We start from the raw sequence: 20,328 nt of genomic DNA, 5'->3' as shown, positions 1-20,328 counted from the left end.
CTCCAAGCAGGTTGAATCACAGTTCTTCCATCAAAGGAAGCTATCTGATTCACACAATCAGCGTTCCGCTCTATGACGTTCGGCTCGGGTTTCGTTGATGTTTTGCGGATGGGCGACGGGGTCGCCAAAGGTACCGCCGCCGGCTTAGGTCAAGATGCGCTGCGATTTTCCCCAGTTGGCAAAGCAGCACAGATGTTTAAAGCCGCCAAAGGGACAGCGCTGGCTAAGGTAATTGTGGACATTAATCCAAGTGCGGGGATTTGTGCTTGGGTAGCATCGGCCAAGGCCCTTACACAAATTGGCGGTAAGATCGGTAGCAAGCTCTTTATCACGGTCGATGATCTGGCGAAAGCCATAGGTGTCAATGTGCGGCACCTGTCCGGACTCACTATGGAACAGATTAAGATCGTGCTGACAAAGATGGGCGCGCGCGTTGGAGCTGTACGCGTAGTAAAATCCGAACAGGAAGTCGCTCGTATGGTGTAGTATGACGGCAGCGTTGTGATGGTGTGCGTAGAGTTGGAAAGGTCCAAAAAGATTGCCTAGCACGCATTCTACGCATACCGGACCCCAATCGGTCAACTCCGTTATATGGATAGAACCATGCAGACAACGGCGCAACGAGCTTATCTGAGCATTGATGAAATTCGACAGGCGTATGGTGCGAGTCGAATGACGCCTATACAGGCTATGAAAATCAAAAACATCTGCGGTGGAAACAATCAAGACCCATTGAAACGGAAATGCGCGCGTCATCGTGCTCGGGCGCATCGGGCTTAGTTTATCAGTCTTATGAAACTTTAAAGAAAGCCTGCTTACCCTGCAAGCCGACAATATTTGCCGAGTGACCTTCTTTCGTGCAGAAGGCAATCGCCTCCATATATCGCGTGGCCAGCGGCTGCGTCAGGGCAGGATTTGGACTCATCAGGAACGGTACAGCCTTCCAATTATAGAAGCTGATTGCCATCATATTATGCGTCTTCGGGATCAGCGTCTTTGGGTCGTCAAAGAGATTCTTGACAAAATTGAAAATGCCGATGGATTCACGGCTCGGCGTCATCAGAGTTCCCGTTGTTATGCCAACCGGGCCGGAAAATTGATCAGTTCCCTCGGATTCGTCCCAGTAGGGTCCCTTGAAAATCGGCACACCAACTTCACCGTCAATGACCTGCGCCCATGGCAAGTTACCAATCGATTCGCCTGTCGGCACGCGCTTGGCAACTTCAGAGGGGCCATTGACCTTAAAGCCCTTCAGCTTCACCGAAAGCACGCCAACGCCTACAGTGACGCCGAGCGTTCCACCAAGACCGCCGCCATTGAATGTCCGCACTTCCCCGGTTTTCCGGTTGCGTATCGGCAGAGTGATCTTACCGATACTGATGCCAAGCTTTGCGACAGGAGTGCTGACGGACACGCCGTCCTCACTTGTATCCATCAGGTTCCAACCGGTCCGGCTCTTCTCGATCGATGCTGCGTATTGCGAGCTTGCTGCGCGTTCCCGCTCGTATTTGTCGCGCTGTCTGTATGCTTCTTGCATCAGGCCGGAGGCAGCAGAAGGTGAAATACCGAAATCGGAAGGTCCCATAATCTCTCCTACGGATGTCAGATCATTAAAGTATCAGTCTGGCAGGCGACAAAATTATGAAACACAATTCGGGATATATCAACAGGAAAGGCCACTCATTTTGCGCGTTGATGCCAGGCGCGCACATTCCTTCTCTTAATGTCCTGATAGTCTGTTCAATTGTGGGACCCTCTACTGGTGGGGGCATAGCGCGCTCACGAAACTCACGCAGACAAAGAAAGTCAGTTCAGCAGCATCCGTCGGGATTTCTGCTGGTTCCTCAGCAAAACTCTCAAGCCGATATCGTTGGTCTTGCCAAAAAGCATTTCGACCCATGCGTATCTCGGGATGATGTGAAAATGAATCGCGTGGCCGGCGGCGCGACCGTCGCCAAGCGTAATCGTGCGGCGCTCCCAACAGATGCTCGAGTACATTCTGTGCTTTTGCCGATAATGGACCAAGTGCACCGAGAGAGTTGTCTGACAGGTTGGCGAGCTAGCATCTTAGTCGTTTCATATTCGCTACAGAGCCTTTCTGCCAAGGTGCTTGCGCATCGCAGAACCATTTAGAGAAACTAATCTAAGTGCACCATGCCTTCGGCATCAATTTCGAAGCTCATACCAGCACGGTCGGAGGCAACGGACTGCCTCGCGCTCCGTCCCGGATTGTATCCATTCCACATATTCACGTCATGTGACGCCTTGATGAATTGCTTGGCGAAGTCTAAATCCGGCTGCGGCAAGGCGCTCGCATAGGTCATTGCGAAATTGAAAAAATAATAGCCAGGCCAGTCATACTTCTGCTCGCCGATCCAACCCTGCGGCCAGTTCGTTGCGAGATATTCATCCTCGGGCGGAAACTCCGCCAAGCGCGCCGTCATGAACAAACCTGCCTCGATGTTGGCACCTTCCAGTGCATCCAGAAGCTGGGCCACCGACATCGCCTGCGCATTATCAAGAAAGAACACAACCTTTTTGATTGTCGTCGATTGTGAGGACTCATAATCTTGACCGAAATCGATCAGGTTGAGGATAATCGCACGATCGATATCAGAGATTGGTGTTCTTTGACTCACGACGATATCGATGGCGGTTTCGTTTGCTTCGCGATAGGTCGCGACCGTTGTGCCTATACCGACCACGTCGTTCAGATAGCGCGCAGTGATATTCTTTGGAAAATCGTCGATGAGTTCACGTGAAGCGAACCTGTCGTGGAGAACAACACGGCAGAACCTATCACCGGCTGCTGGGGCGAATGAAACAGGAAAGTTGTATTTTCTCATAACCACCCTTCACGAACATTCGCCGGCGTATTTTTAAGGCGTTCAGCGTCGTCGGCCAGCCGCCCAAATAACCGCTGATCGAAGCGTTGCTCGCCAATGACCATTTTCTTTCGCTGCGTGCCTTCGTGCTTGTATCCCGCTTTCAAAAGAGCGCGGTCTGAGCCCGGATTTCCCTCCACTGTCCAAGCCTCCAGCCGATAAATCTTCATGGCTTCATGGCATTGCATCGTGACAGCGATTAATGCTTCCGTAGCGTAGCCTTTTCCCCAAAAGGACTTGCCGAATTCGTAGCCGATGACCGCCAGCGAGGCTGGCTTGTCGACGGAGTTCAGGCGGATACAGCCCAGGAGAACTCCCGTGTCGCGATCCCGCACCATCCAGCCGAACCCCTTGGACTGCTGGGACACGCGAACCATCCAGTTCACAAAGCCTCTTGTCCGCTTCTCCGTGGGTTTGCGTGGAAAATCGGAAAACCGCGATGTCTCGGGGGCTGAGAAGATCGGATAATAGGCCTCCCAATCTTCAGGGCGAACCCTTGAAAGCCGCAGACGAGAAGTTTCCAAATCCAGTGTCATTCAAAGCTCCTCACCCCTTTGTAACTTCACAGGCTGTACTCGCTCAATCCGGCGTTGCCGTTTGTCTCAACCGACAGCCGTACGGCGGCGCATTGCTATAAAGACGAAAATTCCAGCTGCAATACCGGCAAAGGCCCATTTCATCGGAAGTGTGTCGGCAGTTTCACTGCGTATTGGCAACACCGTCACGGTGCCGGGACGGGATTCGACACCAGGCTGTCCCTTTGCTTGTGCCTCTGCAATTTGTTGCGGTGATACGACCCATTCCGCTCCACGTTGTTTGTCGATCATCATATATCCACCGCCGACAATCACGGCGATGATGAGGGAGACGGCGAGACGTACTGGAGTATTCATTTATTTTCCTTTCTTGGATGCTATTGGCCTAGCCGCTTTATTTCTTCTGCGCCAGTACAAATACTGGCTCAGGCATCGTACTGCCGACGTCGACCATTTTGGGCGATCTGAACCTATGAGGTGGAGGAGATAAAAGCTGACGTTCACACAGCAACAGGTGCAGGATGACCTGCATTTGCCACGCCCGACCGATATGCCAGCGACCGCTTTGTCCTAACTGCGCAGTTATATTTGAGGAGCGTAAATGTCGTTTTTCTCTTAAAGGCGAGATGAGGAATTCAACAAAATCAAAGGGGTTCCTTTGTCTCTAAATCTGATATTTTTTGCCTTTAATTCGAGATTCTTACCCCTAAACTTGAGACAGGGTTCATAGGGCGGGCGGATGGCTGCATGGATAGGGAAGGGGACTACGCCGGGGCGTTTGGTCCAGAAGCGTCCGCTGCCGATAACGGCAGGGCGACGACCGCTTGCTCGTGCCGTCAACCGGATCGGTCGCTAGATCGAGAAACGTCATTGCGCCTAGACATCGGATACCATCGAACAGGGTTGTCATCTCGCATTTAAGGGCAAGGAATGGCGTCTGTCGACGCAAAACGCGACAAATCTCGGAACTAAAGGCAAAGCGGCACTGCGAAATCAGTGCAATTTTGCTCCAGTGAAGGGAAGAGGCTTTGACCTTGCCCCGTTGACATAATCCATTTTGAAGTACGCTCTGGCCCATTGAGAGGACCAGAGAATGAAGCGCAACCGTTTTACAGACGAACAGATCATCGGCATTTTGAAGGAGCATGAGGCAGGCATGCCGGTCTCGGAGCTTTGCCGCAAGCACGGTGTCAGCGACGCCAGTATCTATAAGTGGAAAGCCAAATACGGCGGCATGGATGTGTCGGAGGCCAAACGGCTGAAGACGCTGGAGGACGAGAACACGAAGCTGAAGCGGCTTCTGGCGGACGCCATGCTCGACAATGCTGCCTTGAAAGACCTGTTGGGAAAGAAGTGGTGACGCCCGCAGCCAAGCGGAAAGCTGTCGCGCATCTGATGAACCAGCATGGGATGAGCGAACGGCGGGCGTGTAAAACCATGGGCTGCTGCCGCATGACGATCCGTTACGAAACCGCGCGCGGCGATGATCGCGACCTTCGCGAGCGAATGAAGACGTTGGCGCAAGAGCGCCGACGCTTCGGATATCGCCGCCTTCATGTGCTGCTCAGACGCGAGGGGCACGTTGTGAACCACAAGAAGCTCTTCCGGCTCTTATCGGGAGGAGAAGCTGACCGTGCGCAAGCGTGGTGGCCGCAAGCGAGCGATCGGCACACGGGCACCAATGTTGATCCCGATGGCTGCCAATGATCGCTGGTCGCTGGACTTCGTGTCGGATCAGCTCACCGATGGCCGCAGATTTCGGATCCTGACGGTCGTGGATGACTGTACTCGGGAATGCCTGGGTCTCGTCGCCGATACCTCGCTGTCCGGGCTGCGGGTTGCCCGTGAACTTGACGGGATCATCCAGGAAAGAGGAAGGCCCAGAATGATTGTCAGCGACAATGGCAGCGAGTTCACCAGCAATGCGATCCTGCAATGGACAGATCATACCAAGGTGGATTGGCATTACATCGCGCCAGGCAAACCAATCCAGAATGCCTTCATCGAGAGTTTCAATGGGCGACTGCGCGACGAGCTATTGAACGAAACCCTGTTTTCGTCATTGGCTCACGCCCGATCAGCTCTTTCAAACTGGCGCAGCGATTATAATGATCACCGCTCGCACTCAGGCCTCGGCTGGTTGACACCTGCCGAGTTCGCTCAGACCATCAACCCGCGACGTGATGCGGTGCTGCGCAGCCGAAATGGCTCCGCACCGCAGCTCGCAGCTACCGCCCCAAACACCGCAACCAAAAACCGCTGGAGCGAACTCAGAATTGGATAAAGCCTGGGGGCAAGGTCAATGCAATCTGTGCCTGTACTGCGCAAAGCTCAGCAGTTAAGCTCAAAATCCGCGCCGACAGCTCATCTCTTTCGTCTTCAACTCAACTGAAACACTCATTCATCACTCCTGAAACAACGGGATTTCAGGGTATCAAATGAACTCTATTATGTTTGGTGGCAGTTGCTAATTCCGCTTATTTCCTCCGGCGGCGCAACTGGTCAAAATAGACAATCACAATGATAAGCAAGCCCGTGATAACGCGTTGCCAGAAAGAGTTGACGTTGAGAAGATTGGCCCCATTATTAATGGTGGCAAGGATGAAGGCCCCAAGCAAAGGACCTTGAACAGACCCGACAGCACCGAAGAGACTGGTGCCGCCAATGACAGATGATGCAATGGCTTGCAGTTCCCAACCTTCGGCCTGCGTCGGATTGCCAACTCCGATCCGGGTAGCAAGCAGAATGCCGACAAAAGAAGCGCAAACGGCTGACAACGTATAAGCGAGGTAGATGGTCTGTTTGACATTGACGCCGGAGAGCCTGGCGGCTTCGGCGTTTGAGCCAACTGCAAAGAGATAGCGGCCCCAACGCGTATGCTGGAGCAGAATATAGGCAGGAACGCCAACCAGAATTACCATCCAGAACAGGTTTGGAACTCCAAGAAAGTCATTCCGCGAGAAGTTTGTAAAATCATCATTGTTGATTGAAATGGTCGCACCATTTGTAATCAACAGTCCGATTCCGCGAAGTGATGTGAGCGTAGCCAAGGTGATGATGAACGGTGGCAAACCCATCTTGACAATGCCGAAGCCATGAAAAAGACCAATGCCGAGGCCAATGCCAAGGGTAATGAGCACTGCTGCCCAGACCGGAAATCCATTGGCCAGAAGCAATGCTACGATTGTGCTGGCAAAGCCTGCGATTGCGCCAACAGAAAGGTCTATCCCGCCGGTAATGATAACAAAGGTCTGACCAACCGCGAGAATTGCGATCATGGCCCCCTGGCGCAACAAATTGGCGATATTGTTTGCCGTCCAGAACGTCGTGGTCGACAGACCAAGTATGAGCCAAAGTACCAGCAGAAGAGCAAGCAATGTGAGCCCGAAGAGAACATTGTAACGCCGTTTTGTTGAAATGACTGGTTCCTTGGTATCGACACTCATAATCAGGACTCTCCGGATAAAATTGGGTTGGCTGGGGCCGAACCAAGCGCTTTTGTCAAAATATCTTCATGGCTGGCGGATTTGAATTGATGTGTTGTAACCATCTCACCACGCCGGAAAACATGCAGTGTATCAGCCAGTTCATAGACTTCCGGCAGGTACGAAGAGATCAGGATGATCCCGGCTCCTTGCGATAGCAACACAGAAAAAAGACGATAAATCTCAGCTTTGGTGCCGACATCGACGCCGACTGTCGGCTCGTCAAAAATGAAGAGTTTGGCACCATGGTTGAGCCATTTGCCGATGACGATCTTTTGCTGATTGCCACCTGACAGGCTGGCGGCGCTCGCGCTTCGTGTTGATGTCTTGATGCGCAGGTCAGCAATCTGGCGGTCAGCCTGGTTCGATTCTTTGGTCTTCGAAATAAGCCCGCCACGGCTAAGTTTCGAATAAACCGGCAAATTGAGGTTCAGGCTTACAGGCAGTGACAGGCAGAGCCCTTGATCCCTGCGGCTCTCGGGGGCGAGTGCAATGCCAAGCTTGATAGCATCCTTCTCGTGGCGAATATGAACCTCTTCGCCCTTCCACAAGATAGAGCCTGAGGATTTCGCATGTCGGCCAAAGACAGTGGTGACAAACTCGCTGCGTCCCGCGCCGATCAGCCCATAGAGTCCGACAATCTCGCCTTCCCGAACAGTGAGCGATATATTCTCGAAACCCTTGCCGGACAGATTGCGGGTTTCCAGGATGGGCTTGCCGAACTCGAAACTGTCCTTGTGATAAATCTGCTCGATGGACCGATTGATCATCATCGCAATCAATTCGTTCTCATTGGTGTCGGCAATTTCTCGTGTTCCGACCAGTGTGCCGTCTCGTAATACCGATATCCGATCGGCAAGTTCAAAAACTTCTTCCATCCGGTGGCTGATATAAACAATGGTCACGCCATTTGCCTGCATACGTCGGATAAGGGCAAAAAGTTGCATGCCCTCCTTTCGTGTCAGATAGGCGGTAGGTTCATCAAATATGAGAAAACGGGCGCCTCTTGTTGCCGCGCGTGCCGTCGCAATTAATTGTTGCTGGCCTATCGTCAAGTCGCCGAGCATGGCATGGGAAGGCAGGTCGAAGCCCAAATCATCGAGGATATTCTGGGCTTCTCGCACCATATTGCGGTGTTTAAGCAGTCCAAAACGCAGATGTTCTTCGCCCAGAAATATATTGGCTGCCACACTCAAATGCGGACAAAGAACCACTTCCTGATGCACTGCGTTAATGCCATGCCTGATGGCTTCGATCGGCGTGCTCAACGCTACAGGTTCACCGCGCCAGTAAATTTCGCCGCCTGTGCGCGGAATAACGCCGGTCAGAAGCTTTATGAGGGTTGATTTCCCCGCGCCGTTTTCGCCAACAATAGCGTGTATTTCGCCAGCCTTGAAAGCAAGGTCGGTTGGTTTCAGGGCGTGAGTGCCAAAATACTGCTTTTCCAGCCCTTTAAGTTCCAGGATAGGTAAATCGGCTGCCATGATCGCAGCGGTTGCATTTGTTCCGTTGCCGGATTGTGATGCAAAGTTCTCAGTTGCCATGGCAGCCCCTTCGATTGGAGAGCAGAGTCCCGGTTAATCAAGTTTCGGGTTCAACAACTCCTGCGCACGTGGCTCGTTCATGTTCGCCTTGGTAATCAGATTGGCGCCCGTGTCGACGTTGGTTTCAACTTTTTCCCCCTTTGAAGCGGCGAGAGCGGTCTTCACCCCATCGTAACCCATACGAAATGGGTCCTGTACAACGAGCGCATAGAGTATGCCATCACTCAGGAACTTCACCAGCTTTTCATCGCTATCAAAGGCGATGACCTTGATCTTGTCCTCGGCTTTGTTTTCGGCAATTGCCTGGCCAGCGCCCTGACCCATGATCAGGTTGGATGCAAAAATTCCACGCAGTTCGGGATTGGCAGTGATCAAGTCGGTCGTAATATTGAGGCCGGTTGTCGCCTGACCGTCAGCAACCTTATCGGCTACCAACTTGAGACCTGGGTATTTCGCAGCCAATTGCTCTTTGAAGCCCTTCGCCCGTTGATCCAGTGAACCGACACCTGGCAGCGCGGTAATGATCGCGACATCGCCCTCTGCCTTGCCATATTTTTCAGTAATTGCAGCAGCCAGGCCATCTGCGGCGACACGACCGCCCTCAACATTATCAGTTGTGAGGAACGAGGTGAATGCCGTCGAATCCGCTGCGGAATCAATCCCGATGATCTTTACCGATTTTGCGGCCTCATCAATTGGCTTGCCGAGCGCCTTGAACTCTGTCGGAGAAATTACAATTGCTGCCGGTGCCCCGGAAACGGCATTCTCCAAAATGGATATCTGGCCGTTGATGTCCGACTCTGCCTGAGCGCCGAGTTCTGGAACTTTAACGCCAAGATCTTTGCCCGCTTTACGTGCTCCGGCAAGCACGATCTGCCAGTAAAAGGAAGTGGTGTCCTTAACGATAATCGGGATGGTCACGTCCTGTGCACGCACAGGTGCAGTTCCCATCATGCCGGCCATAATAGCGACACCGGCTACACCAAGCAGAGTTCTGCGGTTCAAGTGTTTTCCAAAAGATATCATTTCGAGGTTCCTCTCCAAGCGCCTTTCTTGTTTGATTGTCAGCAGGATCGTGGCGCACTCGATCCCGCTTGTCGTAGTTCTATTTGATTGTGAACTGTTCCACTTCCGCAAAGAAAGAATCGGGGACCGTCACGTTCAAAAGATCCATATTTCGGTTGAGACTAGCCGCTTTTGCTGTTCCGATAAGAACATTTGCAACCACAGGTTCTCGTAGTGGAAACTGCATGGCGGCAGCAGCCAGAGGGATGGAGTATGCCTTGGCGATGGACTCCATGGAGCGGACACGCTCTGATATGTCGTTGGATGCCGGTCCATAATCAAAGTTGGCTCCCGGTACCGGTCCTGTTGCCAATATGCCGGAGTTGAATACGCCGCCAATGACCAGGGAGATCTTCTTCTTGCGGCATTCTTCAAGCAAGCCACGTTCTGCCGAACGGTCCAGAAGAGAGTATCGCCCGGCCAGAAGAATGCAATCTATATCGCTTTGGGCGATGACATCCATACATACTTCAACCTCGTTCACCCCGAGGCCGTAAGCCGATATCGCACCTGACGATTTCAGCTCCTCCAACGCCCTCATTCCACCGCCCAGAAGTTGTCGCTGATAGACAGCATTTTTTTCAAGACCATGAGTGTATGCGCCGATATCATGCACATAGAGAATGTCTATTCGGTTTAGCCCAAGCCGGGCAAAGCTGAACTCGAATGACCGCATGATACCGTCATAGCTGTAATCATAGTCAACGGTGAAGGGCAGGGGATTGACGTAGGAGTGATCCGGGATTTGATCATCGGGTACCGGCCTGAGCAATCGGCCTACTTTTGTTGAAAGCACATAGCTGTTGCGTGGTTTTGAGCGCAGAAAGTCACCTGTTCGGCGTTCTGAAAGACCAAATCCGTAAAATGGAGCGGTATCGAAGTAGCGCAGACCTGCATCCCATGCTGCTTGCAGCGCTGACATGGCATTCTCGCGGGGGCATTCTCTATAAAGACCACCTATTGCCGCACCCCCAAATCCAAATTGGGTTAAGGCCAACGGCGTTGTGCCAATTTTACGGATTTCCAAAGCGTTCCTCCCAGACACGCAAAGTCTATATTGTCTTTTATCGACAAAAAACCTTTTCAGTCAATCGTTCTTGTGCCTAAATGTTTGGGAGCACGCAAACATGCGCGTTGGGGGGCGGTATGTCGAAGCAGAATACGGTTTTCAAGGAAGGCTATAACAGATGCCTCCGTCTGTTGAACGACGTGGAAACTGTGCCATCCGAGTCTGAGCTTGGCGCGATATTGGGTATAAGCCGGACGACAGTGCGGGCCATTCTTAAAAAACTGGCCGAATCCGGGCTGGTGAAAATGGAAAAGCCGGGCAAGTCTGTACTGCGTAAACCAGGCCCCAAAGACTATTTTCCCGAAGACCAGACGGATTCTCTTTCGGAGATTATCGAACGAAGTTTCATGAAGCGCATTCTTGCCGGTGGCGCACAACCGGGAATGCAGATCAATGAACTGGAACTGGCGCGTGACATTGGCGTCGGCACCTCAGGCGTTCGGGAGTTTCTGATAAGATTCAGTCGCTTTGGCCTGATTGAAAAGCGAAAGAACAGTCACTGGATACTCAAAGGTTTTACGCGTGAATTCGCGCTGGAGCTTTTCGAAATTCGTGAAGTGTTTGAATTGAGATCAGCCGTTGCATTCACCAAACTGCCCGATGATCATCCTGCGCGCGCGAAGCTGGATGATCTCGAAGTTGAGCACCGGAAGCTTCTGGACGAGATCGATAGAAGGTACACAGAGTTTTCTGAACTGGATGAACGGTTTCACCGGCTGATCCACTCAGCTTCCCATAACCGGTTCGTTGATGATTTTTACGACATTATCGCAATTGTGTTTCACTACCATTATCAATGGAACAAGCAGCATGCCCGAGAGCGTAATACGCGTGCTGTTGAAGAACATCTGGCTTACATCGAGGCGCTGCGCTCCCGCGACCCTTCGAGCGTCAACAAGGCGTGTCGCGCGCATCTGAAATCCGCGCGCGACACTTTGCTTCAGTCCATAATGCCCAAAGACAAAGAGCAGGAATTGGGCTAGAGCAAAAACGCAGTCGCTTTCAATGCTCTATCTCTTTGTTTTTACGCAATTCCGGACGCAAAACCGGTTCCCACTTTTGCTGGAATTGCTCTAACTACTTTTTACGCATGGCATCGGCCAATACTGCGCCAAACGCACCCTGCGCCGCCGTGCTCTGCGGCTTGGGTGGTTGGTGCGTACGATCGGTTGGACGTGGGCTCCGGGGCTTTTCATTCCCACCCCCGTCTTTGCGCATTGTCAGGCTGATGCGGTTGCGTTTTGGATCGACCTCTACAACACGAACTTTAACCACATCACCGGCTTTGACGACTTCATGCGCATCTTTGACAAATCGGTCTGCCAGTTGGGAAAGGTGGACAAGCCCGTCCTGATGCACGCCAATATCGACAAATGCACCGAAAGCAGCAACATTTGTCACGGTACCTTCGAGCAGCATGCCGGGTTTCAAATCCTTGATGCTATCAATGCCATCCGCAAAAGTTGCCGTCTTGAACTCCGGCCTGGGATCGCGGCCGGGTTTTTCCAGCTCCGCAATAATATCGCGCACTGTCGGCAGGCCAAAGCGATCATCAACAAAAAGCCGCGGATCAAGTGCTTTCAACGCGGCACTGTCATTCATCAGGGAGCGCACATCCCGTCCGCAGGCACTGACGATCTTCTTTGCAACGCCGTAAGCTTCCGGATGGACGGCAGATGCGTCAAGAGGTTCGCTGCCATCGCTGATGCGCAAGAAACCGGCGCATTGTTCAAAGGCGCGGGGGCCAAGACGGGCAACTTTCAAAAGATCGCGTCGCGTTTTGAATGGACCTATTTCATTGCGATGCCCAATAATGGCCTCTGCCAGTGAAGCCCCCAGACCGGATATACGCGTCAACAAGGAGGCTGATGCTGTGTTAAGGTCAACGCCGACAGCATTGACCGCATCTTCCACAACGCCTTCGAGTGATCGTGCAAGACGATACTGATCAACATCATGTTGATACTGGCCGACGCCAATGGATTTTGGCTCAATCTTGACCAGTTCTGCCAGTGGATCTTGCAGGCGTCGGGCAATTGACACTGCACCGCGCAATGAGACGTCCAGAGCCGGAAATTCAGCGGCAGCAGTTGCCGAGGCTGAATAAACCGAAGCGCCGGCTTCACTGACAATGACTTTCATGGGCTTTGGCGCAGGCATATCGCCAAGCATATCAGCAACGAGCTTTTCAGTTTCGCGGCTGCCAGTGCCATTGCCGATGGCAATGAGTTCAATCTTATGCTTTGCGATCAACTTTGCCAGTTCAGCCTGCGTGCCTCGCACATCATTGCGTGGTGGAAATGGGTATACAGTCGTCGTGTCAAGCAGTTTGCCGGTGCCGTCAATGACAGCAACTTTCACACCCGTGCGAATGCCGGGGTCAAGGCCCATCGTTGCGCGGGAGCCAGCGGGAGCTGCAAGCAGCAGGTCTTTAAGGTTCCGGGCAAACACGCGGATTGCCTCTTCCTCGGAGCGCTCGCGCAAAGCCGTCATCAGATCGACGGAGAGATTGAGGGAAAGGCGAATGCGCCATGTCCAGCGCACAACATCCATAAGCCAGGTATCGGCGGCACTATTTCCCGAGATCGAATAGGCTTCCGCAATCATCCGCTCAACCGGCTTGATGGCAGCCGTGCCGTCGGTATCGATTTCAATATCAAGAGAAAGCACCTCTTCATTGCGACCACGCAACATTGCAAGGGCACGGTGACTGGGCGTCGTTGCCCAACGCTCGAAATGATTGAAATAGTCCGAAAACTTTGCGCCTGCCTCCTGCTTGCCATCAACAACCTTGGCGCGCAGCACTGCCCGATCTTTCATGTAGTTCCGCAAGCGACCAATGAGATCGGCGTTCTCGGAAAACTTTTCGACAAGAATATCGCGTGCACCATCAAGCGCAGCCTTTACATCGGCCACGTCAGCAGTGACGAAATTTTTCGCAAGTTCATGCGGAATTGTGCGCCGATCAGAAATGATTGCTTCTGCCAAAGGACCAAGACCCCGTTCCCGTGCTATCTCCGCCTTTGTTCGCCGCCTGGGCTTATAGGGTAGATAAATATCTTCCAGCTCGGCTTTGGTGGTTACGGCCGCAATCTTTCCTTCCAGCTCCGGGGTAAGTTTTCCCTGGCTGCGAATTTCGGTGATGATCGTATCGCGACGCGCATCCAGTTCACGCAGATAGATCAACCGTTCATCAAGCGTGCGCAACTGTGTGTCATCAAGTGCGCCAGTTACCTCTTTACGGTAGCGGGCAATGAAAGGGACTGTTGCTCCACCATCCAGCAATTCAATCGCGGCATTGACCTGCTCAGGACGCGCATTGATTTCGGTGGCGATGAGACGGGCGATGCTGGCAGTATTGGTATTCACTTTGTATCCATAAAATCATGATCGGGCGACCAACATAGTGGCGCCCGACCATGACCGCAATCGCTTGGGAGCGATGGTTTATTGCTTTTTCAACAGTGATCTGGCTTCCTTGATGCCCAGTGCCTCCGGTCGGGAACAGCTCGTTTTGATGTCGATGAATTTCTTTTCCTCACCCGATCTGAGGATCGAAACCATGACATCGACGCCATGCAATGCGCGTTCCAGCGAGCAGCGAATGTCCCTGTCATCGAGAATCGCCACAGCCATATCGGCGAGACCCGAAGTGCGATAGTTCGCCATCATTCCCTGGGAATGTTTCTGGTTGGGAGCGCCCAGCGGGTGAGCCCAGGCTTTGACCGCTTTGGCTTTCTTGCCCGGCTTTGCCAGCCTGACCTCGCCGCCAAAGAAATTTGGATCGGGAAGGAACAGCGAGCCGTCTGTGCCATAGAGTTCCATATTGGGGTGATTATGCGCCCAGACATCCCAGCTTGCAGACAGGGTGATGGATGCGCCGCTTTCAAATTCAAGCAATGCCTGAATTGTTGTTGGCGTTGTCACACTGATTTTCTCGCCAGCACGTGGTGCGCTTGAAATCGTTCGGATGGGGCTGGCCATTGATGTGAGCGCGGCGACGCGCCGGACAGGTCCGATAAGATTGATGAGATTGGCGATGTAGTACGGCCCCAGATCAAGGATGGGCCCCCCGCCGGGGCGGAAGAAGAAATCCGGGTTTGGATGCCAATGCTCCATTCCGTGGCTCATCACGTGGGCCGTCCCGGAGGTTATCGTCCCGACTTGCCCATCATCCACCAGTTTGCGCGCAAGCTGATGCGCGCCCCCGAGAAAGGTATCAGGCGCACATCCGGCTTTGAGTTTTTTCTTGTCAGCGAGTTTTTGAAGTTCCAGTCCATCTTTCAACGAAAGTGTCAGAGGTTTCTCTGAATAGAGATGCTTGCCCGCTGATAGAATCTGTTTGGATACGTCGAAATGTGCATCCGGGATGGTCAGGTTCACGACAAGATCAACGTCTTCGCTGGAAAGCAATGCTTCGATGCTACGTGCCTCCACGCCAAATTCAGAGGCGCGCGCAGTTGCTGCCGTGTTGTTGATGTCTGCAACGGCACGAATCTCGATGCCTTTGAAAAGTGGTGCCAAACTAAGATATGTTGCGGAGATATTGCCCGAACCGATAATGCCGACGCCTAATGTTTTGGCCATTTTCTTGGTCTTTCTTCCTGGTGCCGGAACTTCAAAGTGTTTTAACAGTTGCAATGGACCGACGGGCAAACCGCTCGTCATCCGCTGGCTTGTCATGCTCCATCACGAAATACTTCACGGGTGTGGTCTTCAGCGCGGTGAGCAGTACTTTCCAATCAACGGTTCCGTATCCGACATCAGCCCAGCCATCCTCATTGGTGTTTTCTCCAGCAGGAGCGATGTCCTTGACGTGCACCGCGCCAATGCGGGAACCATAATTCTTGATCCATTCAAAGGGATCACCGCCACCACGTATGATCCAGGCAATATCCGCCTCCCAATTTATGCTTGGTGCGGCGTCAAAAATCAGCTTCTGGGGAATTGAGCCATCGGGAAGGGCTACGAATTCGAAATCGTGGTTGTGCCAGCCAAAGCTAAATCCCGCTTTGCTGTAGACGCCGTGGGCTGCTTCAAGCCGCCGTCCAAACGCAGACCAACCGGCTGCATCTGTGGGGCGCTGCTCTGCTGCCAGATGTGGACAGTAAATGGCTTTGATCCCGAGGGTTCCCGCGATGTCGATGACCTTCTGCGGGTCATTTTCAAGCAAATCAATGCTGAAATGCCCGGTTGGCATTGCAAGGTCGTTTGCGTCCAACGCTGCCTTGGTAGATTTCACGTCGGTATAGACGCCGCCATAGCCTTCTACCTGCGCATACCCATGGCGCTTCAACATTTCCAATGTCTTTTCAAGTGGTGGAAATTCACGGGAGCTATAGAGCTGGTAGGAAAAATTGGTCATCATATTCTCCGTAAGTTATATCGTCTCGGGATTTAGATACGGTTTTCGGTCGTGGCATCGAACAGTGACGCCATCACGGGATTGAAGCTCAGGAAAACTTTCTCGCCAGGCCTGTAGCGTCGACCGGAATCAGCGCGTACCGATATTGGTTTGCCCGCAACTTTCAGCCAGACCAGGCTGTCGGCACCCATCGGTTCATCGAGATCGACCGTCGCTTCGCAAGACAATCCTTCCGGGCCGGGCTTGTCGTTGATCGTGATGTGCTCTGGCCGGAAACCGAAAATAACATCGCGGTCGCCCGTCAGAGGTTCCTGTGCGTCATAGCTTGCCAGTGAGACCATAAAGTCGGACGCAGTGAATGACGGCGCACCGTTCGTAGCGGTGATCTTGCCCTGCAAAAAGTTCATTGCCGGTGAACCGATAAAACTGGCAACGAAGAGATTGCGCGGCTTGTTATAGATGGTCAGCGGCTCATCCAATTGCTGGATCAATCCGCCCTTCATGACCGCAATTCGATCGGCCAGCGTCAAGGCTTCGATCTGATCATGCGTTACGTAAATCATTGTATTGGCAAGTTTGTGATGCAGGCGCTTGATCTCGACGCGCAATTCAGAGCGTAACTTGGCGTCAAGGTTCGAGAGAGGTTCATCAAACAGGAACACGTCAACATCGCGGACAAGCGCACGACCAATGGCGACGCGTTGGCGTTGGCCGCCGGAAAGCGCGGCAGGCTTGCGTTGCAATAAGGGTTCCAGTTGCAAAATATCAGCCGCATTTGCGATACGCTTCTGGATTTCTGCCTTAGGCAGTCCGGCGACGCGCAAGCCGAAAGAGAGGTTTTTCTCAACGGTCATCTGGGGGTAGAGGGCATAGGATTGAAAAACCATGCCTATGCCACGATCTTTCGGTTCCTCCCAGGTGACGTTCTTGCCTTTGATGAATATTTGGCCTTCCGAAATGTCCAGCAGACCAGCAATACAATTCAGCAATGTCGATTTCCCACACCCGGAAGGGCCAAGCAGGACGAGAAATTCACCGTCAGCCACCTCTATATTGAGGTCTTTCAGAACGTTGACCGAGCCAAAGCTGACAGAGAGATCCTTGATCAAAACACTGTGCACAATAATCACCCTTTAACGGCGCCAGCGGCTATGCCCCTGACGAAATATTTGCCTGAGAAAAAGTAGACGAGGAGTGGCACTGCACCGGTCAGAATGGTGGCCGCCATGTTGACGTTGTATTCCTTCACGCCTTGCGTGGAATTGACGATGTTATTGAGCTGAACCGTCATGGGCACATTCTTGGAACCGGCAAAAATCACGCCCAAGAGAAAGTCATTCCAGATGCCGGTCACCTGCATGATGATCGCAACGACAAAGATCGGGGCTGAAAGCGGCATCATGATCTGGAAGAAAATGCGCCAGAACCCTGCACCATCGACCCGCGCCGCTTTGAAAAGTTCGGTGGGCAGGGACGCGAAATAGTTGCGGAACAGCAGCGTCAAAATCGGCATGCCAAAGACGGTGTGGATCATAATGATGCCCGTCAGCGTTCCGAAGATGCCGAGTTCACGTGTAATGATTACCAACGGATAGAGCATTACCTGATAAGGGATGAAGGCTCCAAAGAGCAGGATGCTGAAGAATATTTCGGACCCTTTGAAACGCCAGTTTGCAAGCGCATAACCATTCACGGATGCAATCAGGATTGAAATGATCACGCTGGGGATGAGGATCTGGACCGAATTCCAGAAGCCAACTTGCAGACCTTCGCAATAAAGACCGGTGCAAGCGCTCGCCCAAGCCGTCGCCCAGGGCTGGAATGTTACTTCGACGGGAGGCGAGAAAATATTGCCAAGCCGAATTTCGGGCATCCCCTTCAGCGAGGTCACAATCATCACATAGAGTGGCAAAACGTAGTAAAGCGCTGCGACCAGCAAGACGCCGTAGATCATAATCTTCGCTGGGGTAAATGTTCGTGCTGGCCGCTTGCCGCGCGGTTCGGCGGATATGGTGTTAATCGCGGTCATTTGCGCTTTCCTCCACGATATTCCATCAGAGCCCACGGAATGACGATAATGAGAACGGTGGTGAGCATGATGGTGGAGGCAGCCAGACCCTGTCCAAGATTGGCGCGCCGGAACATGAATTCGTACACATATTTGGCGGGCACCTCACTGGCATTGCCGGGCCCTCCGCCCGTCAATGCGACGACAAGATCATAAACGCGCACAATGCCGGTTGAGATCAGGACAACGGTCGTTATGAAAACAGGGCGCATCATCGGGATGACAATGAAAAGATATGTCTTCCAAATGGGAATTCCGTCGACGCGCGAGGCTTTCCAGATGTCCTCGTCGATTCCCCGCAAGCCCGCCAGCATAAGTGCCATAACGAGACCTGTGCCATGCCAGAGTCCGGCAACAACGATGGCATAAATGGCAAAGCGCTGATCATTAAGAATCGAGAAAGTAAATGTCTCAAATCCGAGGTCTCGAACAACACGTTGTATGCCGTATGTGGGCGTGAGAATCCATTGCCAGACAAGGCCGGTGACAATGAACGAGAGGGCATAAGGGTAAAGGAAAACGGTTCGGAACGCCCCTTCAAAACGGATTTTCTGATCCATAAGCGCTGCAAGTACAAAGCCGATCACAGTTGAGAAGACCAGCGTGAAGACACCGAAAATGCCCAGGTTGATGGCTGAAATATTCCAGCGCGGTGTATTGAAGAGACGCGTATACTGCTCAAACCCAACGAAAGTGAGTTCGGGAAGAGATCGCGATGAGGTGAACGAAAGAACCACCGTCCACAGGGTGCAGCCAATGAACACAACAAGGACCGTTGCGATCATGGGCAAGGCTGCAACCTTGGCATTCAGATTTTTGAAGAGAGTGTTGGGGGGCGTTGTGGCACTCATCGTTTTCTCCATCAGACCGAACGGCGCCTTGGCGTTTGTTGTGAGCAAACCCAAAGGCACGGCATGGTTGATTATCGGGCCTGTTCGATGATGCTGACGAAGCGAGCCTGTGCGTCCTCAACTGTCATGCTGGCATCGGCGAAGAACTCTTTCGACAGGTCTTCAACCTCCAGTTTTGAGTCGGGCGACAGAAGCTGATTGATTGACGGGACGACATTATCGAGTTTGTTGAGGACCTCGACACCCTTCTTCATGCAGGCGTTCGCTGCAGCAAGATCGACATCACCGCGGATCGGAAGCGAACCTTTGGCGAGATTGAATGCGACCTGTGTTTCCTTTGACACCAGCATGCTGGCGAGCTTGAGCTGTGCTTTGGTGACTTCCGGGTCTGCGTTCTTGGGAAAATAGAAGGCATCGCCGCCGGTATTGAGAACAGGATTGTTGCCGAGCCCGAGCAGGCAGTCATAGTCCGTTTCGGCAACCTTGCCGGCTACGCCGAATTCACCCTGCGCCCAATCGCCCATGATCTGAGCACTTGCCTTCCCACTAATGACGAGACTTGTAGCCTCGTTCCAGGAGCGCCCGACATAGCCAGGGTCCGCCAATTCACGCGCTTGAGCATAGGCTTCAAAAACGGCCTTCATCTCGGGGCTTGCTGCCGCTGCGGCATCCTTGTCCCGATAGACTTTCAGGAACAGTTCCTTGCCCCCAATCGATGATACCATGTCATTGAAAATGAGATTGACCTGCCATGCATCGCCGGTCGCAAGCGGAATGATATCTTTTTCTTTGAGTTTTGGACCAACGGCAACAAACTCCTGCCAGTTTGTCGGAACAGATACGCCTCCTGCTTTAAACGCTGCCGGGTTTACCCACATCCATTGTTCGGTGTGGATATTGACGGGTACGCAGTAAATCTTGCCCTCATATTTGCAGGCATCAAAGAGTTTGGATGGCCGAATAAAGTCTGCCCAACCTTCCTTGGCAGCAATTTCGGTAAGATCGGTCATAAGCCCCGCTTCTACCAGATCTTCGGCATCGCGCCCCGTATTGAGCTGCGTCGCGCCCATGGGATTGCCGCCAAGAATGCGACTGACAATGATTGGTGTCGCCGTGCTGCCACTGCCGGCAATGGCGCCGTCGACCCACTTGTCATCGCCCAGCTTATCAAAGGATTCTGCGAGGACTTTTGCAGCGGCGGCTTCGCCACCCGCAGTCCACCAATGCGTAACCTCAAGGTCCGCAGCATTGGTACTGCTGATCGTAAACAGGAATGTCGAAGTGGCCAATACGGTAATAGCTGCACTGTAACGCATCTTTTCCTCCCAAATCTGAAACGTTACAGGTACGCTAGACTAATCTTCACGGCAGCGCAATTCCCCGGGTTTATTTTTCTTGTACAGGTGTTTTGGTGTTAAAAAACAAGCTATTCAATCTGATTTGGCATATTTAGGCACCTT

Annotated in this window: 17 protein-coding genes and 1 pseudogene; 3 read left to right on the top strand and 15 right to left on the bottom strand. The window is 52.6% G+C overall.

Features of this window, described 5'->3' with window-relative positions:
- The first annotated feature begins 72 nt into the window (after positions 1–72).
- Positions 73–486: a hypothetical protein gene (locus ACYJL1_RS21440; protein WP_460899139.1), complete on the top strand. Its 414-nt coding sequence runs from the start codon at positions 73–75 to the stop codon at positions 484–486.
- A 304-nt stretch (positions 487–790) separates the two neighbouring features.
- On the opposite strand, the gene ACYJL1_RS21435 is transcribed toward ACYJL1_RS21440, so the two are convergent.
- From ACYJL1_RS21435 to ACYJL1_RS21420, 4 genes are all read right to left on the bottom strand, one after another.
- The gene (locus ACYJL1_RS21435) at positions 791–1,585 is read right to left on the bottom strand and encodes a hypothetical protein (protein ID WP_460899138.1); all 795 of its coding nucleotides are present in this window, start codon (positions 1,583–1,585) and stop codon (positions 791–793) included.
- Between the two features lie 553 nt (positions 1,586–2,138).
- Positions 2,139–2,846: a hypothetical protein gene (locus tag ACYJL1_RS21430; RefSeq protein WP_460899137.1), complete on the bottom strand. Its 708-nt coding sequence runs from the start codon at positions 2,844–2,846 to the stop codon at positions 2,139–2,141.
- Complete coding sequence (locus ACYJL1_RS21425) at positions 2,843–3,421, bottom strand: GNAT family N-acetyltransferase (protein ID WP_460899136.1); 579 nt, start codon at positions 3,419–3,421, stop codon at positions 2,843–2,845. Before ACYJL1_RS21425 ends, ACYJL1_RS21430 begins: the two co-directional genes overlap by 4 nt.
- Before the next feature lie 66 nt (positions 3,422–3,487).
- Positions 3,488–3,778, bottom strand: coding sequence for a hypothetical protein (locus tag ACYJL1_RS21420; protein ID WP_460899135.1), 291 nt, complete (start codon positions 3,776–3,778; stop codon positions 3,488–3,490).
- A 736-nt stretch (positions 3,779–4,514) separates the two neighbouring features.
- Here ACYJL1_RS21420 and ACYJL1_RS21415 point away from each other — a divergent pair.
- Positions 4,515–5,705, top strand: a pseudogene (locus tag ACYJL1_RS21415) (IS3 family transposase).
- Positions 5,706–5,898: 193 nt separating this feature from the next.
- Here the strand turns inward: ACYJL1_RS21415 and ACYJL1_RS21410 are convergent.
- The 4 genes from ACYJL1_RS21410 to ACYJL1_RS21395 form a co-directional block, all read right to left on the bottom strand.
- Positions 5,899–6,867 carry an ABC transporter permease gene (locus tag ACYJL1_RS21410; protein WP_460899134.1) on the bottom strand — a complete coding sequence of 323 codons (969 nt, stop codon included), beginning with the start codon at positions 6,865–6,867 and terminating at the stop codon, positions 5,899–5,901.
- 2 nt (positions 6,868–6,869) lie between these two features.
- On the bottom strand, positions 6,870–8,390 hold the full coding sequence (locus ACYJL1_RS21405) for a sugar ABC transporter ATP-binding protein (RefSeq protein WP_460899192.1): 1,521 nt from the start codon (positions 8,388–8,390) through the stop codon (positions 6,870–6,872).
- Positions 8,391–8,483: 93 nt separating this feature from the next.
- Positions 8,484–9,476: a substrate-binding domain-containing protein gene (locus ACYJL1_RS21400; protein ID WP_460899133.1), complete on the bottom strand. Its 993-nt coding sequence runs from the start codon at positions 9,474–9,476 to the stop codon at positions 8,484–8,486.
- A 79-nt stretch (positions 9,477–9,555) separates the two neighbouring features.
- Positions 9,556–10,542, bottom strand: coding sequence for an aldo/keto reductase (locus ACYJL1_RS21395; protein WP_460899132.1), 987 nt, complete (start codon positions 10,540–10,542; stop codon positions 9,556–9,558).
- A gap of 119 nt (positions 10,543–10,661) precedes the next feature.
- On the opposite strand from ACYJL1_RS21395, the gene ACYJL1_RS21390 reads away from it, so the two are divergent.
- A complete protein-coding gene (locus ACYJL1_RS21390; RefSeq protein WP_460899131.1) occupies positions 10,662–11,567 on the top strand; it encodes a GntR family transcriptional regulator in 906 nt (301 codons plus the stop codon).
- 94 nt (positions 11,568–11,661) lie between these two features.
- Here ACYJL1_RS21390 and ACYJL1_RS21385 read toward each other — a convergent pair whose 3' ends face one another.
- The 7 genes from ACYJL1_RS21385 to ACYJL1_RS21355 form a co-directional block, all read right to left on the bottom strand.
- Positions 11,662–13,953: a Tex family protein gene (locus ACYJL1_RS21385; protein WP_460899130.1), complete on the bottom strand. Its 2,292-nt coding sequence runs from the start codon at positions 13,951–13,953 to the stop codon at positions 11,662–11,664.
- Positions 13,954–14,031: 78 nt separating this feature from the next.
- A complete protein-coding gene (locus ACYJL1_RS21380) occupies positions 14,032–15,171 on the bottom strand; it encodes a Gfo/Idh/MocA family protein (RefSeq protein WP_460899129.1) in 1,140 nt (379 codons plus the stop codon).
- Positions 15,172–15,202: 31 nt separating this feature from the next.
- Positions 15,203–15,949, bottom strand: a complete 747-nt coding sequence (locus tag ACYJL1_RS21375; protein ID WP_460899191.1) for a sugar phosphate isomerase/epimerase family protein — start codon at positions 15,947–15,949, stop codon at positions 15,203–15,205.
- A gap of 32 nt (positions 15,950–15,981) precedes the next feature.
- Positions 15,982–17,073, bottom strand: a complete 1,092-nt coding sequence (locus tag ACYJL1_RS21370; protein ID WP_460899190.1) for an ABC transporter ATP-binding protein — start codon at positions 17,071–17,073, stop codon at positions 15,982–15,984.
- 2 nt (positions 17,074–17,075) lie between these two features.
- The gene (locus ACYJL1_RS21365) at positions 17,076–17,978 is read right to left on the bottom strand and encodes a carbohydrate ABC transporter permease (RefSeq protein WP_460899128.1); all 903 of its coding nucleotides are present in this window, start codon (positions 17,976–17,978) and stop codon (positions 17,076–17,078) included.
- The gene (locus tag ACYJL1_RS21360) at positions 17,975–18,868 is read right to left on the bottom strand and encodes a carbohydrate ABC transporter permease (protein WP_460899127.1); all 894 of its coding nucleotides are present in this window, start codon (positions 18,866–18,868) and stop codon (positions 17,975–17,977) included. The genes ACYJL1_RS21365 and ACYJL1_RS21360 overlap by 4 nt, the downstream gene beginning before the upstream one ends.
- A gap of 71 nt (positions 18,869–18,939) precedes the next feature.
- Positions 18,940–20,184 carry an ABC transporter substrate-binding protein gene (locus tag ACYJL1_RS21355; protein ID WP_460899126.1) on the bottom strand — a complete coding sequence of 415 codons (1,245 nt, stop codon included), beginning with the start codon at positions 20,182–20,184 and terminating at the stop codon, positions 18,940–18,942.
- Positions 20,185–20,328: the final 144 nt, after the last annotated feature.

The sequence above is a fragment of the Phyllobacterium sp. K27 genome (assembly GCF_054796155.1).
The sequence above is the reverse complement of the archived record's forward strand: the minus strand, read 5'-3'. Positions and strand labels throughout refer to the sequence as shown.

Excerpts from the sequence above, each read along its gene's own strand:
- ACYJL1_RS21380 (WP_460899129.1), bottom strand. The coding sequence starts at position 15,171 with ATGGCCAAAACATTAGGCGTCGGCATTATCGGTTCGGGCAATATCTCC.
- ACYJL1_RS21410 (WP_460899134.1), bottom strand. The coding sequence starts at position 6,867 with ATGAGTGTCGATACCAAGGAACCAGTCATTTCAACAAAACGGCGTTAC.
- ACYJL1_RS21405 (WP_460899192.1), bottom strand. The coding sequence starts at position 8,390 with ATGGCAGCCGATTTACCTATCCTGGAACTTAAAGGGCTGGAAAAGCAG.
- ACYJL1_RS21365 (WP_460899128.1), bottom strand. The coding sequence starts at position 17,978 with ATGACCGCGATTAACACCATATCCGCCGAACCGCGCGGCAAGCGGCCA.
- ACYJL1_RS21375 (WP_460899191.1), bottom strand. The coding sequence starts at position 15,949 with ATGACCAATTTTTCCTACCAGCTCTATAGCTCCCGTGAATTTCCACCA.
- ACYJL1_RS21420 (WP_460899135.1), bottom strand. The coding sequence starts at position 3,778 with ATGAATACTCCAGTACGTCTCGCCGTCTCCCTCATCATCGCCGTGATT.
- ACYJL1_RS21360 (WP_460899127.1), bottom strand. The coding sequence starts at position 18,868 with ATGAGTGCCACAACGCCCCCCAACACTCTCTTCAAAAATCTGAATGCC.
- ACYJL1_RS21400 (WP_460899133.1), bottom strand. The coding sequence starts at position 9,476 with ATGATATCTTTTGGAAAACACTTGAACCGCAGAACTCTGCTTGGTGTA.
- ACYJL1_RS21435 (WP_460899138.1), bottom strand. The coding sequence starts at position 1,585 with ATGGGACCTTCCGATTTCGGTATTTCACCTTCTGCTGCCTCCGGCCTG.
- ACYJL1_RS21390 (WP_460899131.1), top strand. The coding sequence starts at position 10,662 with ATGTCGAAGCAGAATACGGTTTTCAAGGAAGGCTATAACAGATGCCTC.
- ACYJL1_RS21425 (WP_460899136.1), bottom strand. The coding sequence starts at position 3,421 with ATGACACTGGATTTGGAAACTTCTCGTCTGCGGCTTTCAAGGGTTCGC.
- ACYJL1_RS21430 (WP_460899137.1), bottom strand. The coding sequence starts at position 2,846 with ATGAGAAAATACAACTTTCCTGTTTCATTCGCCCCAGCAGCCGGTGAT.
- ACYJL1_RS21440 (WP_460899139.1), top strand. The coding sequence starts at position 73 with ATGACGTTCGGCTCGGGTTTCGTTGATGTTTTGCGGATGGGCGACGGG.
- ACYJL1_RS21355 (WP_460899126.1), bottom strand. The coding sequence starts at position 20,184 with ATGCGTTACAGTGCAGCTATTACCGTATTGGCCACTTCGACATTCCTG.